Below are 17,592 nucleotides of genomic sequence, written 5' to 3' on the forward strand. Positions count from 1 at the left end.
TTGTAAAAGAACTTCTCTCGCTCTCTTCCATCTCCTACTCTGGTCGCTTTCGCTACCTTCGGAAACTTCTAACAAGCTCTTCGTTGCTCTGAATGTTTTTCCATAATATTTCCAGCCCCTACAATGTCAAACCCATTTTGTATTTTTTATCCAAAAAAAAGTAAAAAAAAATAACGCGTTTGACAAAGTTTTTGGAATAAGATAAGTATTAAAACATGTCAATGAACCAATTAGATTCTCAGTTTGATATGGAAATCACAACTGAAACCGAAAAAGAAATTGTATTTAAAGCATATAGAACCTCACGGCATCTCGAAGAAAGGGTGCAGGAAACCCTAAGTCAAATCCTCAAAAAATACGAACGTGAGCGTTTGACTCCAATTCTTTACACAGTTCTAAAAGAATTAATTATCAACGCCACGAAAGCGAATCAGAAAAGAGTATTTTTTGAAGAAAATAATTTTGATATTACAAACGCTGAGCATTACGAAATCGGCATCAAACAGTATAAAAAAATTTTTAGCGAGAACATGGGTGAGTTATATGCGCCTAAATGTAAGTTAAAAGATTATTATTGCATGATTATATTCGAGTATGTAGAAAGTGGGCTAACAATAGAAATCCGCAACAATACATTAATTGCAAAGCAAGAAGAAAAATCTCTACGAGAAAAACTTGCTATGGCAATGGGTTATGACGATTTGGCGCAGTTTTATATGGATAACGCGGATAATACGGAGGGCGCGGGACTTGGTCTTGCTCTTATTATCATCATGATGAAAGGCGAAGGAATAGATCCTAATCTTTTTCGAATCTCTATAACAGATGAATACACTTCAGCAAGATTAGAAATACCATTTACGAATGAATTTAAAGCTCACAGACATTAAAATTAATAGCACCGAATGACCATTCCTATATCAGTATGTATCATCACTCTAAATGAGGAAGACAATATTAGGCGTTGTCTATTAAGTCTAGATTTTGTAGATGAAATAATAATCGTGGACTCCGGCTCAACGGATAACACGACAGTAATCGCTCGTGAATTTCCTAAAACCAATATTTATTATAGAAAATTTGATACTTATATCAATCAAAAGAACTACTGCAAAAGTCTTTCCAAGAACGAATGGGTATTAGCCTTAGATGCTGACGAAGAAATATCTTCTGATTTAAAAAAGGAAATTTTAAATGTAACGATTGATAATGTCAAAGACATATCAGGGTTCTATATTCCACGTCTCAGCTTTTATATGGATAAGTGGATTCGCCATGGTGGATGGTATCCAAATTATCAAATGCGTTTCTTCAGAAAAGAGAAAGGAGAATTTTCCGGTCTCTTAGTTCATGAAACGGTTTCCATACAAGGGAAAACTTCCTATTTTAAAAACCCACTCTGGCACTATTCCTATCGCAACATTTCCGATCATCTAAAGTTCATTGATAGATACTCAGAATTATGCGCTGTAGAGAAATTTAAGAAAGGAAAAAAATCTGGTCTTACACTTGCAATCGCAGAGGCAATCTGGAAATTTATATCCATGTATTTCATTCGATTTGGTTTTCTGGACGGTAAGGTGGGGCTAATTATTGCTATCCTCGGATCGTATTATAATTTTTTAAAATACATTAAGCTCTACGAGATGCATCGTAAGAAAAAGAGAAAAGATTAGGGAAGATTTTCTTGTTCCAGATTGATCTTTTACATTTATATCAATAAGGGCGCATTTGATTCCGACTACTCTTGGAAGTTGAGAGGTATTAGTGGGGCTAATATCTAAAACCAATCTAATTCTAGAATAAAAGCGACATACAAGCCGAAGAAGGGCAATTTGGTGGCTTCTACGTCCCTTCTATGTGGCTCTTAGGTAAAAAGTCTATTATATTATCAGGCGAGCTTTCCTCCCTTATGTTCGGAGTTTATACTGAGCGGAGTCGAAGTATGGTGAATAGCTTTTTTGTTTCTTTGTCAGATAGATTTCTCATGGTGAAGCCGTTCGAAATGACTGGAATAAAACTTTCTAGTCATTGAGACCCCCGATTGAAAATTTCGGGGGTGACAACTTCAAACTCTGTATCAAATATTCTTACTTTCTTAAAAAGAATATCCCTACGCTTACTTCTCTACAATCAGTTTTTCCGGTAAACTAAATCCTTGAATCTCGGGTGCATACATACATTCCATTCGGGATGGTTTTACATTAAAACTTCCGGGAAGCTCGGCGCGAATCATGTAGGCGATTTCATAGACTTTTCCTTTCTTAAGCTTACTAAAGAAGAATGCCATCTTTTCATCCCGTCTTTCTGAATGCGTATAATACTGAATACCCTCATAGGCATCCGTCTTTGTCACTTCGAAACCAGAAGGAAGGAAATCTTCCAGTAGCAAATACTCATAATCCTTATCTGCCTTAAATTGAATTTTTACCAATAACTCTTCGCCTACTTGCAATTTACCACCAACGAGAGTATAGGGAACTAAGTATTCCTGGTTATTCATATCCCTAATTCGCTTCACCGAATTAAAACTTCGTTTTATCTTTAATCCATTTCTTAAAGAATCAATGCTTGCTTGTGTTTCTGAGCTAAGTAAATCTTTGTCTTTGAATTTCAAAGTTCCTTTTAAGGCTAAATCAAAACTTAGATCAGAGGACTTGGTTCCTGTTGCAGTAACTGCATAGTTCTTTGCATTCTCCTTTAGCGGTATATACTTCTTTAACTCACGGGAAGTCTTTGAAGTATCATACTCAATACTCGTAACAGGTTTTCCATTGAGTGCAAAATCTACCTTACCCTTAGAAGAAAACTTTGCACCTTTCTTATCTAAGTATTTGGTAATTGCAGATATTACAGTCGCAGTCTCCTTTGTAGAACTCCAAAGTCCACCACTACTTCTCTTCTGAAGGGAACTCATAAGACTTGCAGGCAACGAAGATTTATCCTCAGCGTCTAAGATCGCAGAAAGCACATGAGCGGATACTTCTGCATTGCCTCCCTGCCAACTATAATACGATCCTTCGGAGTTTTCAAAATAGACTCCCTTGTTATCTTTTTTCTGTGCAGACTTTAATTTTTCAAGGAGTGAAGGAATTTGTTTTTTTAACTCAGCTACTTGTTTCTCACCCTCTTTTGTAAATGCTTTTGGGGAAACATGGACTAATGCTTTTAGTAAAAATGATTTTGCATAGGGACTCAAATCTTCTTTCTTTACTAATTTTTCATAAGAAGAAGGACTCCATAGTTCATAGAGACTTGCGACATACAACAAGTAAGCGCGTGCATCGTCATCCATACTCTGTGGATTAGAAAGCATTCTTTGAATGGCAGCCTTTCCTTTATTTACAGCCTCTGTCGGCTCAAAGAGAAGACTTATTTTCTGATTCATTTCCATTTCAAAAATGATATTTCTAGGATAAGGATTATGAAGTCCCGCCATTACATAGCCGGTTAAATACTCATTACCCGCATCTCCACTCCACCAGCCCCAAGTTCCATCTTCATTTTGCATTTCTTCTAATCGCTTTATTCCTTCTTTCACCTTATCAAGTAACTTGGGATCTTCTTTAATGGATGGAATTTTTCCTTTGCTGTTTAAATACCAGATTTCTACTGCTGGCAGAAATCTATTCAATGTCTGCTCCACACAACCATAAGGATACTCAGCTAGAAAATCACTCGCGTTACAAATCTTTTCAATCGGACTTGGATTCACTGAAATTTCTAACTCATCTGCGAAGGCAGAAATGTTCTTATCATTCTTAGTTGGATTTAATTTGACAGTAGAATTTTCTCCCATGTCACCTTGATCTGCCATTTTAAATGCAATTCCGTTTTTATATACAGGAAGCTTATGCAAAATCGCATCCTTTGCTTTTTCATTTGCAATTGCTTTAAATTGAATTTTTACGGAATCTTCATTTGGAACTGTTATCGCATAATGTTGTTTTGACGCTCCAAAAGGAGGAAGACTTACCTTTTCTTTTTCTTCCGGCTTTACTTCCTTATCATTAATAAGCATTTCTGTTTTCACTTCTTGCATTCCTTCCTTGGAATTATTATTCACAATTCCAATGATGCTAAGTTTATCCGACTCAGTTAAAAAGCGGGGCTTTGCAATTCTTGTAACTAAATCCTGAGTCACAAGCACAGCACTAGTCGTCTCACCTACTCTTCCTTCCATGTCATGTCCACGAAGCGTCAGTCGCCATTCAGTGAGATTATCAGGCACTTCAAAACTTAGACTAGCCTTTCCGTCTTTTCCTGTTCTGAGATCTGACTTCCAAAAGGCTGTGTCTTTAAAGTTTTCTCGAACCAGTGGATCGCGTCCGTCTTTTGTAGTTCCCGCAAGAAGAGTCATCGGATAAGAATAATTAGTCGATACCCAGTTGGAAATTTTAGAATAGAAAAATGGATTCATTGCACTCGTATGATCGGGACGAATCTGATAAATTGCTTCATCCACTACACCTAAAGAAAAATCTCCTTCTACCGGCTTTCCTTCTTCGTTTGTGGCAGTCACTTCTACTTTAACAGTTTCTCTTGGCAGATACTTTTCCTTATCCGCTTTGACTTTAATCATCACTCTTGTATCTACATGCGGAAACTCCAATCCCTGACTGGTCGTATAAAGTGCCTGATTCTTTTGCATGGTTGCTGTGATAAATAAATTGGGCGCGTATTCTGGCTTTATATTTAACTTAACCGCTTGTAAATTTCCATCCATCTTGACTACTTTTCTGTCATAGATGTCTCTTCCTTCTAAAGTCACGCAAACATAATTGTCTACGAATTTACTTTTGAGGAGAACAGTAATTTCCCCCGGTTTGTCAATTGCGGATTTATCTAAAGTCAATTCCAAATTCTTGAACTTGGATTCCATTCTGTCATTGGTTCCGGAGTAAAGCCAGATTACCCGCGAGGCAGTGATTTGATTTTGTAAGGCATCGCTCGATGTAGCTACAATATCGAATTCACCAGCGGCGGATAACTCACTATTTAACTCTAATTTATAAATTCCTTTTTCATCCGTGCTAATCTTTTGAATAAAGACAGGCTTTTCTTCATGCACATAGACTCTTTGCCAGGGCTTCCAAATATAACGAAAGAATTGCAAAGTAACGTTAGCCGAAACAGGCTTGCCTTCATAATCTAAAGTTTTAATTTCAAATTCCTTTTTATCCTTTGTATAATAGAAAGAATTCACTGGATTGATTTTAATGTAAAACTTTCCACGACCTACTGTAATTGTTTTGCGGGAAGTAATCGATACATTTGATTTGTCGATAACAGTTGCTTCGAGTGTAATCTGTCTATCGTAGGGATAATTTCCCAATTTAAATTTTAAGAGTGCAAGACCGTTTTCGTTTAACTCCTTGTCACCCTCCATACGAATCTGATTGTAAGAAGAATTTGACTCATACTCTTCTTCCCACCAATACGTAGTGTTTGTATCTCTTAGTTTATTTTCATAAAACCGAAAACTTACATTTGCATTGGCAAGGGGAGCGCCGAAGAAATACTTTGCTTCTACTTTAAACTCAGCAGTTTCCCCGTTGACGTATGCATTCTCAGCAGGAGTAATTTCTACTTTGTATTCAGGTTTACGATACTGCTCAATAAAGAAGTAAGCAGAACCACTAACGGCTACTCCCTGTTCTCCCTTCGAAACGTTAATTCCATACTCACCGAGTGCATCTTGGTTTTTAGAAGTAAATTCTCCGCTGTAAGTTCCCCATTCATCTAGCTCGACTTCCTTTGATTCGAGATTTTCCCCTTCTGGATTGGTAATATTATAAGTTACTTTCACCTTTGCGTCAGGAAGAAATTTTCCTTCGCTCTTTTTGCCAATGATCTTAAAAAATACAGTATCACCAGCGCGGTATACAGGTCGCTCTGTGTAGATGAAAAATTTATTTTGCTCATTTGCATAGGACTTAGGCTTTCCTGTTTCCGAAAAAGCATTGCTTCCATCTTTTCCCACAGCAACAACTAGAATATTTGCTTTAGTCTTAGTTGGAAATTGAAAGATTCCTGATTCATCTGCAATTGCTTCGTGGACTAATTTGAAATTATAATTGGAAATATTTGCAGGTTTTACCACAAACCTATCGGAATAGTCTGCATTATCGTCATTGGAATAAGACTCATCCGAATTCGATTGAGAATTATCCGTATTAGTCGTTTTAGCATCTTTGACAGGAGGTAAATCTTCATAAAAATAAAACTTTGCATTAGCCATGGGTAGATTGGAAATTAAATCACTCGCGTATACAAACACAGAATCAATCGAACGCTTCACTACAATTCCAATCGAAGTAACACTAAAAAACTTCTTAGAATAATACTTATTACCCTCACCAGTCACTTCAATCATATAAGTCGCAGTTGGAAGTTTGTCTTTTAAATTTAGCTCCATATAATTCCAATCGTAGAGTTGGAAATTGCGCATCGTTTCTTCCCATTCAGTGATGAGCTTAAACTTTTTTTCTTTTGCATCTATCTTTGCGCTATCTTGCACTAGTAGCATTTCTGCTTGCAGGCTTTCTGGAATCTGGTAGACTTTGATGTTTACTTTTTCAATTCGAAATGTTCTTAGATCAAATTGAATTTTATCGGCAGGAGAGAATACATATCGGTTTGTGCTAACTGTAATTCCTGGCTCTTTTGGTTTAACAATGAAGTTTTGTTTCTCGTAATCTTTGCCTTCGGTAATGATAACATTTTCTTTTGTAATTTCATGAAACCCGCGGTGAGAAATTTTTAAATTGTATTTGCCGGGCTTTATATCTTCGATTCTAAATTCCCCATTAGAAAATGTCACCGCACTATGATTTACTCGAAGTGAGGATAACACTGCATTAATCCCAATCGCCGGAACATTCAAGCCTTCAATCAAAACAGTTCCCGAAAGAGAAGCAGTCTTAAAGAGTCGCATCGGCAAGTTGAATTTTTCCCCTGATTTGAGTTTCTTAATGCGGGCAGTCTCGGAAATTCGACCTGATTTTTCAAAGCTAACAGAATAAGAGCCTTCGGTCAATTTTTCGAATTTATAATATCCTTTAGCATTCGTAGTTGTAGTTTGGGACTTATTCGAATTGGAGTAATAATTATCAGGCTTAATCTTTACTTCTACTCCTTCCAAATTTTTACCGCGCGAGTCCTTTACTACACCCTGTAAAATTCCCTCCTTGGCTAAGAAATACTTTGCTTTCTCCTTTGTCTGCTGAATACTTCCCTCAGAGGTAAAGTTTACATAACCGCTAGCCTGGATCGAGAGTTTATAATTAATCTCTGGAATAAAATCTTTGATTTGGAAATAACCTTTATTATCCGTCTTAACAGTATAATACCCGACACCCAGGTTTTGATTTTTCATCTCAACAGTTGCATTTTCAATTCCGCGTTTGGTATTAGCCTCTAACACATATCCTTCGTAAACATTCTTAGAAGTAAAACTTTCTTCTGCAACCTTCGCCTCCTGCGGGTAAATGCTGTATGCCAGTAAGAGGAATAAAAGGAATACCATGCGAAGGCGTTGGGCGCGACCAAACGCCGAAGGGAATGAACACAGACTTGCACTGAGCTTGTCGAATGTGTGAACACGGATGGGATTTGAATTACGGTCATTTCGAACATGCCCCATCGTGAGAAATCTATCTGACAAATAACTAGTAGCCTTAAGCAATATAGACATCTCACATCGCTTGGCGGTAGTGTGAGCGAAGCGAAAGGGTGGAAGCAGGTTCGATGTGACAGGGGTAATTCTGCATATACCACTCAAGACTTCCCAAAATAATCCAGCGCCCTTATCGTTGTCTATCGGTGCCCATCGGTGTCCATCGGTGGTAATCTTATTTTTTCTTCCAAACATACTATTTCCCTCTTATCTAATTAATATTGCTTTAAATACGCTTACGTCTAATGCTTTTTCTTTTTGAATAATTCTTTTTAAACCGGAATGAGATTTGATTTCTCCGGGAACATATACACTGCCAGTTCCATTTTCTTTGGTGAGGTAAACGCCGAATCTACCTAGTGCAATCGCACCCGTATCCGCTACAGGAACGGGTGAGTCTGCTATTGTTAAAATAAAATAAGCAGTCTTAAGCTCTTCGATTTCGAGTGGAGGATAACGGGGATCATTCCTTAGCGCGCCTCTTATATATTCTTCGAGCACTGTAGCTAGTTGCGTATTCTTATGACGGAAGGCACCAAAGCATCCGCGCACTTTTCCTTTATTTACAATGGTGATAAAAACTCCAAGCTCTCCAAAAAAAGAAGGAGTTTCAGGGACACTCAAATCACAGGATTTTAAACTCAATTCGGCAGTTGCTGTGCAGCGGATAAATTCCATTACCCGATCAGATGATTTTGTCTTTGAAAATTTCTTCCATTCCTCTAAAGAATTTTCCTCACCTAATAGAGGAAAAAAGTAAACTATGTAAATAAGAAGTGCTAGGCTTCGAATTCCCATGTAGTTTCTAATGCCATTTCTTGCGAGGTATACTTTTTAAAGGAGCGAGTAAATCCGCCCAGTGAAAAAACATGATTGATGGTAGAGTTTACATTAATAAATTTTAGAACATGATTTCTTTTTTGTAAGTAGAGCGCCTGCGTCACAAGAATTCCTAGACCGGAGGAATCAATGAAGCGGACATTTAATAGATCGAGCAAAATCTTATGACTATTCTCTTTGTTTAAAGCATCAAAGACATCTTTTAGTTCAGGAGTTGTGTATAAATCAATATTACCCGCTATTTGAATCAGGTTTACACTTCCAATCACACTAGTAATAAGTTTTAAGTCGGTAATATCGTCTTTCATTTGAAATACACTGCTGGTATAAAATCCTTATACAATAAAGAAGTTTCAAGCAAATTTTCTCCGCGGTATTTTTTTCTATACACGTAAATGGAAAATGCATTTCGATAGGACTTTTCTTTTTTGATGATTGGAAGTTCGTGCTCCTCTTCCTCGGTTTCAAGCTCAAATCTTTCTAGCAAGGGAGAGTTTCCGTAAAGGGAAAAAGTCAGACTGGTCTCCGTAATTTCAGCAGTGAGTCTAAAGCTTTGCGCGTGGGGATTTAGCATTCGCAAATTTTTCTTTCCATAAAAAATCGTTGCATCAAGTCCCATTGGAACATAGCTCACAGGCTGACTATGCTTGTGTCTTTCTTTAATCACAAACCCACTGAGTAAAAGCAAATTGAAAAGTGTAGATGAAACCTGACAAAGTCCACCACCCGGTTCATAGATTGCTTCATTCCAGTAAAAAACTCTTCCCGCAACAAATCCATTTTGAACAGAAGCTTCTCCTACTACATCACTAAAAGAGAATACAACATTTGGTTCTATTCTTACTCCATTTAATTTTTCTACTGCTAGAGCGAGGTTGCGCTTAACGTCAGTATTTTGCTTTTCAATGGAAGTAGAAAAGCTCTGAAGTAAAATTTCTTCAGAGGAGGATAAGGATTGTAAACCAATGAAAAATAGAACGAGTAAAATCTTCATACGAAGGTAGGCATTTTTTCTACAGTCAGTGGTTTTGTAAGAAATGCTTTTACGTTTTTATAAGTTCTTGCCTTTTCTATATCATTCCTATCAACGGAAGATGTTAAAATGTAAATTGTAGGACTCATATTCTGTGAAGCTATTTTTTCTAAGAATTGCCATCCATTCATCATTGGCATATTGATATCTAAAAATATTATGGGCATCTCCCAATTATTCCCTTTCAATTTTTCTAAGTGCTCTATAGATTCAAATGGACTATTAAAAATTTCCACTTTCATTTCTGGATTGTGTTTAAGTAAAAGTTTCTTTGTGAGTATATTTGTAATTTTATCATCGTCAATGAGCATAACAGTGCGTAGTTTTTCGAAGGTCTCATATTTTTTTGTAGAATCTACGCTATTAATTGTTACAATCGAATCTATCGTGACTGATTCATCTTCTAACTCTCGGCTTACATTGTCTAATTCAACAACAGATTGTCTTATGTAATGAAAGTATTCCTTAATCTCGATCATATTGTTCGGATTAATCGTATTCATCAGACCTAGTAAATTGGCAACATGCTTACGAACTTTATGTGATAGAAGAAAAGAATAATCTTCGAGAATTTTTTTCTGTTTGGCTAATTCCTTATTATCCTCTGTAAGTCTGTGAATCAAGGGACGATATAAAAATCCAATTTCAAAAAGAATCACAATCACTGCAAATAGAGCAAGAGCAGATTCTATCAACTGTAGACGAGAAGTTCTAGTGACACTCTCGTGGCTGTATACGGAAACGATCTTGTCCATAGTCTTTAAGAATTCGGATTCATGCAAATAAAGACTTTGAATCGTTGCTCCTTCAATTTTTCTTTCTCGTAGGAGCGTATCTACAATCTGGGCAATGGAATCTGTATGAGGCTTAAGTGTTGTAAACAATGAAAGAGCCAACTCGCTATTATTCTCTGGTATTTCTAATTCTTTACTGCCTTCTAAAATTGCATTCTCTGACGAAATAAAGAGTTTCTTGAGACTTTCTAGTTTTTGGAAATCTTCTTCTAGTGGAGTATCTTTCTGCAAATGAATCTTCAACACCATCTTAGAAATATTTTGACTTAGCATTCTCTGTCTGCCTGCAATATTGATTCGATTCGCATCGTATTTTTGGGTATAAATAAAAAATTGTGTAATGGCTTGACTGGAAAGAATCAAAGCTATGACAGTTATCACAAATGTTTTGTATATTTTTTTATAAGCGGGAGTAGAAATTTCGTTTTTCTCAGACATAAATGTAGAAAAAAACGATTGGAAAAAATAGCAAGAAAATTGTTTACCCGAAAAATAGGATTGCCAACGGTTTTTGTTCCTTTTCCAGTGAAATCATGCATTTTATTATGGTAATCATTTTCAGTTTTTTCACTTCTTGCACTTTGTTTTATACAACCTTAAAGCCCAATTTCACTCCTGCCCCACAATCCATAGAAGACCCGAGCAAATTAGAATTCTATTGGATTGGACACGCTACCGTTCTGATCCGTTTTTATGATAAATGGATTATTACAGATCCAAATTTTAGCACTACGACTGGACTCATCATGAAGAGGTTTATCGAGCCGGGAATTGATTTAGAGAAATTGGACAAAGTAGATACAATTTTAATTTCGCACACTCACTTCGATCACCTAGACCAAAACTCCCTTCGAAAACTAAAAGGCTCTAAACACTTGTTCGCTCCCGTTGGCGGGACGACTTACATTCCGGATGAATTGTTTGAAAACGTCTATACAGCTAATCCGATGAAAACGTTCGAGCTAGATGGATTAAAAATTACACCTGTTCCAGTAAAGCATTTCGGTGGTAGATGGCTTGTTGACAATTTCTGGGACGGTGAGCCTTACACGGGTTATATCCTTGAATACAAAGGAGTCACTGTATTCTTTGGAGGGGACACTGGCTACGATGAATCCATTTTTAAACTAATCGGCAAAGCGTATACTATTGATATTGCGTTAATTCCTGTTGGACCTGCTAGCTGGATTACAGGCGGTGGACTTGGAAATGGAGTGCATGTAAATCCATTTGGTGCAGTGCAAATCTTCAAAGACATTAATGCAAAGTATATGATTCCAATTCACCATAGCACTTTTTATAGAAGAGGCGGAAGCGAAATGGAAATGATTAAACAAGCAATGGAAAAATCAGGACAAAAAGAAAAAATCAGACTCCTACGCATCGGAGAAAAAGCAGAATTTAAAAAAGCAGCGGATAAGGTTGATTTAGTTGGTAATTAGATTAGATTTACTTTCTCCATATTGCCGATGAAGACTAGCCGGAAGATATTGCGCCCCTTTGGGGCTATTTGTTGTAAGCGTCAAAGAAGCTTCCTATCTTTAGCGCGCCTTCCCTTCCACCTACTATAAACCAAATTCATTTTCCTTTCTGCTAATTTTCCCATACGATAAGTTTTCTTATTATTACCGTTCTTAATGCTTCCGCAATTTGATCTATAAATCAAGATTTGGGTTCGTTTTTATTCAGCCCCTAATCGAAGGCAAACCGAACGCTAATCGAAGGCAAACCGAAGGCTGACCGAAGCCTAGAACAATTTTTCTCTTTTTAAAAAAAACTTTATTTTAAAACTAGGAATTAGAGTAGTGAACAAATGACTGAATTTCTTTCCAAACATGCAGATTTAATTGGTATATTGATCATGCCGTTGACCTATGGGTTCGTTGGTTGGTTTACTAACTGGGTTGCTCTCAAAATGACTTTTTATCCAATCAAGTTCTGGGGCATTCCCCCGTATCTGGGTTGGCAGGGGATAATACCGCGTAAGGCGCATAAGATGGCAACTCGTGCCGTTGATGTGATTACAGGTAGGCTTATTAAGATTGAAGAAATCTTTGATAAAGTAGATCCGGCGATGATTGAAAAAGAACTAAAGCCCATGCTCAAGCCGGTGATTCGTGAGTTGACGAAAGACATTATAGATCAAATAAGACCAGGACTCTGGCCTGCAATTCCAGACTTAGTAAAAAACCAAATCTACGCAGAAACAGAGAAACAAATTCCAGATGCAGTCAAGAGCATAATCCTTGGTATCCGCAAGAACGTCTATCAATTCTTTGATTTAAAAGGAATGGTTCTAAAAAAACTCTCTGGAGACAATGTTGTCCTTGTTGTTGAACTCTTTCAAACAGTTGGTGGACCTGAATTTAGATTTATAGAATTATCAGGACTTTATTTTGGTTTACTCCTTGGTCTTATTCAAATGGGAGTTTGGATTCTTTTTCCAATCTGGTGGACTCTTCCGATTCAGGGGGTAATAGTCGGTTACCTCACTAATTGGCTTGCACTTGAAATGATCTTTCGTCCTTTCTATGAAAAGAATTATATCTTCTTCAAATACCAGGGCATATTCTTGAAACGTCAGGCGGCAGTGTCAGAGGCTTACGCAAAATTTGTTGCGGAAAAGATTTTAAATTCAAGAAACATTCTAGAAGAAATTATATATGGTCGTGCTGCGGATGAAGTATTTGCACTCATCAAGAAAGCAGTCATTCGTTCCTTTGAAAACACATCCCAATTAGCTCATCCAATTATCACTGTAGCAATGGGCTCGGAAAAATACCTTGAGATCAGAGAAGAAATTGTAAAACGAATGAGTGAGGTCGCTCCTAAGTCTATCGAAAAAATAGAAAAGTATGTAGAAGAGGCAATTGATATCGAAGAGACAATGGCAAGCAGAATGAAAGCACTTCCTCCCGAAGAGTTTGAATCCATTCTTAGATCGGCTTTTCAAGAAGATGAACTCTTGCTCATATTAATTGGAGCAGTTCTAGGTGCGTTAGTCGGTCTAGGTCAGGCGTTTTATATGCTCGCCTTCCCCGGATAATAAGGATTATTCAGCAATCGGCAAATTAGATTTCTTTATATCCAATTCCAATCATGGTAATATCGTCTTGTTTGCCTGTATCCCCTAGAAATTTTTCTAGCTCAATGATTACTTGGTCTAATGATTCATTGATATGCTTTGCTTTATTCTCAATTAGAATTTGGTGAAGTCTTTCTTCACCGAATTCTTCTTCTCCGATGAACTGTTCAAAGACTCCATCCGTAAAAATATATAGACGGTCCTCTTTATTGAAGGAAAATTCTTTGATAGCATACCCATCTTTGCGGATAACACCAATAAGCCCTCCTGTGTTTTTGAGAAGCTGAAATTCTTTTCCTTTCTTAATAATTAGTCCTGCCGGGTGACCTGCCGAGGAGTAAGTTAAAGTATGATTTACAGTATCTATATCAACTAGAATACAAGTAAGAAAACTATTTAGCGTTCCATAGCGACGAATAAATTCTTTGTTGAATATATCAATGATTTCATTGACTGAGAGTGCAAAGTTTTTTATTCCATCATAGATTCCCTGGATCGCCATCATAATAAGTGCGGCTTGCACTCCATGGCCTGTAGCATCGGCAAGAAAAACTCGTATCGTCGCATTATCAATCTTATCCACACTGTAAAAATCTCCCCCTACTTCGCTCATGGAAATATAACGAACAACTATTTCTAAATCCTTGTTTTGATTCAAATTAGTAGCAAGTGTAGCGGATTGAATTTTTTGTGCCATAGCCAAGTCGCTCTTAATCAGTTTAAGAGTGGAATTTAATTCTGAGGTTCTAATATGCACTTTCTCTTCAAGGATTTCGTTGATCTTGCGCTGTGCCTCCAGAGATTCCTTTTGCACACGAATGCTTTCATCCTGAATAATCTGATATCTATCGGCTAACGCAAAAGAAAGAATAGTTAATTCAAGAAGAGAACCGATTTGCATTACGTTCATTGTAATCAAATTTCGTTCAATTATATTGAAGAGATATAAAATAAACAGAGTCGCGCCGCTTAAGAAAGTAAACCATGCAATTACAAAGTATCTTGCATAACGATTTCCTTTATGCAAACTATAAAGACCGGAAAGGAAAATAAATACAATAGTAAAAATGGCAACTAGACTTTGAATCTGAATGCAAAGACGCGAAGATATAAATATAGAAAAGAGAGCAAATCCAAAAAGGATTTCGAGGGAAATACTAATTTGTCGCAGTCGCGGAAAATTCTTCTTAAACTCCAAGAATCTGTCTGCAAAGGCAAGCACTGATATCCAGGAAAGAGATGTTAAAATTATGACAGAGTGATTCTGCCATCGAATACTTTCACCCCATAAGTATTGGAAGCCATGACCGTTAAACGCTATATAAAAAAACAAAGTTAAAAATGTGCTGAGAGAATAATAGAAATAACTCTGACTACGAAAGGCAAAAAAAATAAAGCCATTGTATATAGCCATAATTCCCATAGCTCCATAGAATAAGGCATACCATGTCTCCAGTCGGGCATTGTGTTCTAAATACGGCTGCGTCTTAAAAAGAATGAGTGGCACGATGAAAGCTGTAGTGGTATTGATTTTTAAATAGAAACGAAAATTCTTTTCAGGAAGAAGTTCTAAAGGCAATACGAAGAATCTGTTAAATACTTCCCTTTGGGCAAATGGTAATTTGTCGCCAAACTTTTTAACTTTCCAAACATGATCTATTTCATAATAAAACTCAATCGAGTCTAAATGGGAATAGCCGATTTCCAAGAACCAATCCTTTGTTTGTGGATCTAAGTTTTGAAGATCGAATCGAAGCCAATACGCGTAAGGGCTATAACCAAAGTTTAAAGTCTCTCTTTCATTAGCACGGAATTTTTCCTCTAAGGCAGAAGTTCTTATGGCGTCAAAATCTAGTTCATTCAAGCGATCTTCATAAACAAAAACAGATTTGCTTAGGTTGACTTTGTCGGTATCAGGATGAAGTAAAATTGTATCGTCTGCGAGTAAACAAGCAGCATAAAACACTGCAAACAATGCCACAATGAATCGAAACATAAAACCATTAGAACACAGGCTAACGCTGTAAGTCAATGAATATATACGAATATATACAAATTGAGTAGGCTTCCAATTTCGGAAATGGTTTTTTTTCTACTTGCCTCCCTTTGCGTATTTCGCGTAATGTGAATAAGGCGAGAGCAATGGACACAACAAAAGAACTTAAATTAGCGGTATTAATCGATGCGGATAATGTTCCGTATTCCAACATAAAAGGAATGCTAGAAGAAGTAGCAAAGTATGGAACTCCTACTTTTAAACGAATCTATGGAGATTGGACAAAGCCGACTCTATCCGGTTGGAAGACCGTCTTACTCGAAAATGCAATTACTCCGATTCAGCAATACAGCTACACAGTAGGAAAGAACTCAAGTGACTCAGCACTCATCATAGACGCGATGGATATTTTATACACAGGTGGTGTTGACGGATTTTGTATTGTTTCCAGTGATAGCGATTTCACTAGATTAGCCACACGTCTCAGAGAAGCAGGTATGAAAGTAATCGGTATCGGAGAAAAGAAAACTCCTTCTCCCTTTATTGCATCCTGTAACAAATTCATCTACATAGAAATCTTGCACAAAGAAGCAAAATACCAACCACAAGTAAAAGCAACAGCCAAATCCAGTCACAAGAAAGACTTCCTTCCTGTTGCGAAAATAGACAATGATCTAATCCAACTCATATCAGAAAGCATTAACGATATAGCAGAAGAAGACGGTTGGGTATTTCTAGGTGTTCTTGGAAATCTAATTCTAAAAAAACAACCAGACTTTGATCCACGTAACTATGGTCACAAAAAATTACTCGATATGATTAAAACAATCGAAACAATCGAAATAGACAAACGTCCAACGGGTAAGAACAATATATCGCACTTTTATGTAAGGACGAAATAAGACATTTAAAAGAATACCACCGATGGGCACCGATAAAAGATACGATGGTTAATGGTTAATTAGTGTGCATTCGAAATTCTTTTTTAACCACGAAGAGCGCGAAGGACACGAAGGGTTTTAATTTTTTATTCAATGAATACTTTGTGTTCATGTATTCAACTCAGCTTTCTCCCTTTATCAAGTCAGTTGGAGTTTATAATGGCTAAGATTTACTTTTCAATTTTTATACTATCTCTACTTTTAGGTTGCTCGGATACTAAGCAAATTACAAAGGAAAGTCAAAACAAAGAATCAGAAGGTATTGGCTATTTAAAATTGAAAATAATTGATTCAGTCAATGATGAAATTTTTTCTCGAAGCACTGTTGAATTAAGGGGAGTGAAAAAACTTCCTATATTTGATTATAAAAATAAACCATTTGAAAAGGAAAATGATTTTGAAATACGGGGAACAATCAAAGAGAATGCAAACTCAATGCTTGCAGTGGAAGAAGGGGATTATTTTGTTTATCTGCATGTAAGCGATACAATAATAAGACCTCTTCTAATTTCAGATTTTACTTCTAAAACAGTTCAATTTGGATATAGACCAAAATTAGAAGATAAGATATATGGCAATCAGTATGAATTAATCCCATACACAAACAAACCCTGTCACTTTCCGCAAAGTCAGGGAGAGGCAATCCAATGCACTGCATTAAAAATTGAGCGAAACAAGGTAACAGAGATTACCCTCAAATTTGAAACTGAATCAAGTTTTAACCCCGCAATGACTGGAGTGATTTGGCTATTTACCCTGCTAACTCCTATCCCGCATGTAGGAGCTCCTCTGATAGTATTAGGATCAATCATTGTAACAAGAGATGTAGAAATGCAAACAAATATCAAAGATCAAAATTAGAAAGAAACAAAAACTCTATCGTATCTTTTATCGGTGGTAAATTCTTAAATTACTCCAAAGGAAATACAAGTCCGGTTTTATCAGCAATATCGGCGCGGCGATTTACTGTGTTTTCCTTTTCGTCTAAATCAGGTATATCGGGATTAGTCGCTCCTTAAGCGGATTAAACGGCGATTAATTTCTTTTTTCTATATTCTTCTTCACGCACCATATCAGCCAATTTTCCCCCGTTTGCCTTTATCCACCTTTTCGCCCAAAGGGATTAGGGATATTCTTGTCTTCACTCATAGATTTGTCTAGAATAAAAAATGGGATTTTCAGAGCAAGACAGAATTTAAAAAACATATCATTTGTATAGCAAATA

General features: G+C 36.8%; 12 protein-coding genes. 6 read left to right on the forward strand and 6 right to left on the reverse strand.

Translation table 11 applies throughout. The features are described 5' to 3' along the window. Positions 1–221 precede the first annotated feature (221 nt). Together IPH52_19790 and IPH52_19795 are read left to right on the forward strand one after the other, a co-directional pair. The gene (locus IPH52_19790) at positions 222–890 is read left to right on the forward strand and encodes a histidine kinase (protein MBK7057243.1); all 669 of its coding nucleotides are present in this window, start codon (positions 222–224) and stop codon (positions 888–890) included. A 15-nt stretch (positions 891–905) separates the two neighbouring features. Then, positions 906–1,676: a glycosyltransferase family 2 protein gene (locus IPH52_19795; GenBank protein ID MBK7057244.1), complete on the forward strand. Its 771-nt coding sequence runs from the start codon at positions 906–908 to the stop codon at positions 1,674–1,676. A gap of 443 nt (positions 1,677–2,119) precedes the next feature. Here the strand turns inward: IPH52_19795 and IPH52_19800 are convergent, their stop codons facing one another. From IPH52_19800 to IPH52_19820, 5 genes are read right to left on the reverse strand one after another with little or no spacing between them, the layout of a single operon-like run. Continuing rightward, positions 2,120–7,873, reverse strand: a complete 5,754-nt coding sequence (locus tag IPH52_19800; protein MBK7057245.1) for a carboxypeptidase regulatory-like domain-containing protein — start codon at positions 7,871–7,873, stop codon at positions 2,120–2,122. Positions 7,874–7,885: 12 nt separating this feature from the next. Beyond that, positions 7,886–8,476, reverse strand: coding sequence for an AMMECR1 domain-containing protein (locus IPH52_19805; protein MBK7057246.1), 591 nt, complete (start codon positions 8,474–8,476; stop codon positions 7,886–7,888). Next, positions 8,458–8,826: an STAS domain-containing protein gene (locus IPH52_19810; GenBank protein ID MBK7057247.1), complete on the reverse strand. Its 369-nt coding sequence runs from the start codon at positions 8,824–8,826 to the stop codon at positions 8,458–8,460. Before IPH52_19810 ends, IPH52_19805 begins: the two co-directional genes overlap by 19 nt. Beyond that, the gene (locus IPH52_19815; protein ID MBK7057248.1) at positions 8,823–9,512 is read right to left on the reverse strand and encodes a VanW family protein; all 690 of its coding nucleotides are present in this window, start codon (positions 9,510–9,512) and stop codon (positions 8,823–8,825) included. The genes IPH52_19810 and IPH52_19815 overlap by 4 nt, the downstream gene beginning before the upstream one ends. After that, complete coding sequence (locus IPH52_19820) at positions 9,509–10,783, reverse strand: response regulator (protein ID MBK7057249.1); 1,275 nt, start codon at positions 10,781–10,783, stop codon at positions 9,509–9,511. The genes IPH52_19815 and IPH52_19820 overlap by 4 nt, the downstream gene beginning before the upstream one ends. 95 nt (positions 10,784–10,878) lie before the next feature. Here IPH52_19820 and IPH52_19825 point away from each other — a divergent pair, with 95 nt between their 5' ends. Further along, positions 10,879–11,787, forward strand: a complete 909-nt coding sequence (locus IPH52_19825; GenBank protein ID MBK7057250.1) for an MBL fold metallo-hydrolase — start codon at positions 10,879–10,881, stop codon at positions 11,785–11,787. Between the two features lie 416 nt (positions 11,788–12,203). Then, positions 12,204–13,391 carry a DUF445 family protein gene (locus tag IPH52_19830; GenBank protein MBK7057251.1) on the forward strand — a complete coding sequence of 396 codons (1,188 nt, stop codon included), beginning with the start codon at positions 12,204–12,206 and terminating at the stop codon, positions 13,389–13,391. A gap of 25 nt (positions 13,392–13,416) precedes the next feature. On the opposite strand, the gene IPH52_19835 is transcribed toward IPH52_19830, so the two are convergent. Beyond that, complete coding sequence (locus IPH52_19835; GenBank protein ID MBK7057252.1) at positions 13,417–15,426, reverse strand: SpoIIE family protein phosphatase; 2,010 nt, start codon at positions 15,424–15,426, stop codon at positions 13,417–13,419. A gap of 146 nt (positions 15,427–15,572) precedes the next feature. Between IPH52_19835 and IPH52_19840 the strand changes: the two genes are divergently transcribed. After that, complete coding sequence (locus IPH52_19840; protein ID MBK7057253.1) at positions 15,573–16,328, forward strand: NYN domain-containing protein; 756 nt, start codon at positions 15,573–15,575, stop codon at positions 16,326–16,328. A gap of 198 nt (positions 16,329–16,526) precedes the next feature. Continuing rightward, a complete protein-coding gene (locus tag IPH52_19845; GenBank protein MBK7057254.1) occupies positions 16,527–17,228 on the forward strand; it encodes a hypothetical protein in 702 nt (233 codons plus the stop codon). Positions 17,229–17,592 lie beyond the last annotated feature (364 nt).

The sequence above is a fragment of the Leptospiraceae bacterium genome, assembly GCA_016708435.1.
Classification (GTDB): domain Bacteria; phylum Spirochaetota; class Leptospiria; order Leptospirales; family Leptospiraceae; genus UBA2033.

What these genes read in the sequence shown, in the direction of transcription:
- IPH52_19790 (MBK7057243.1), top strand. Translation starts at nt 222, where the DNA reads ATGAACCAATTAGATTCTCAGTTTGATATGGAAATCACAACTGAAACC.
- IPH52_19795 (MBK7057244.1), top strand. Translation starts at nt 906, where the DNA reads ATGACCATTCCTATATCAGTATGTATCATCACTCTAAATGAGGAAGAC.
- IPH52_19800 (MBK7057245.1), bottom strand. Translation starts at nt 7,873, where the DNA reads ATGTTTGGAAGAAAAAATAAGATTACCACCGATGGACACCGATGGGCA.
- IPH52_19805 (MBK7057246.1), bottom strand. Translation starts at nt 8,476, where the DNA reads ATGGGAATTCGAAGCCTAGCACTTCTTATTTACATAGTTTACTTTTTT.
- IPH52_19810 (MBK7057247.1), bottom strand. Translation starts at nt 8,826, where the DNA reads ATGAAAGACGATATTACCGACTTAAAACTTATTACTAGTGTGATTGGA.
- IPH52_19815 (MBK7057248.1), bottom strand. Translation starts at nt 9,512, where the DNA reads ATGAAGATTTTACTCGTTCTATTTTTCATTGGTTTACAATCCTTATCC.
- IPH52_19820 (MBK7057249.1), bottom strand. Translation starts at nt 10,783, where the DNA reads ATGTCTGAGAAAAACGAAATTTCTACTCCCGCTTATAAAAAAATATAC.
- IPH52_19825 (MBK7057250.1), top strand. Translation starts at nt 10,879, where the DNA reads ATGCATTTTATTATGGTAATCATTTTCAGTTTTTTCACTTCTTGCACT.
- IPH52_19835 (MBK7057252.1), bottom strand. Translation starts at nt 15,426, where the DNA reads ATGTTTCGATTCATTGTGGCATTGTTTGCAGTGTTTTATGCTGCTTGT.
- IPH52_19840 (MBK7057253.1), top strand. Translation starts at nt 15,573, where the DNA reads ATGGACACAACAAAAGAACTTAAATTAGCGGTATTAATCGATGCGGAT.
- IPH52_19845 (MBK7057254.1), top strand. Translation starts at nt 16,527, where the DNA reads ATGGCTAAGATTTACTTTTCAATTTTTATACTATCTCTACTTTTAGGT.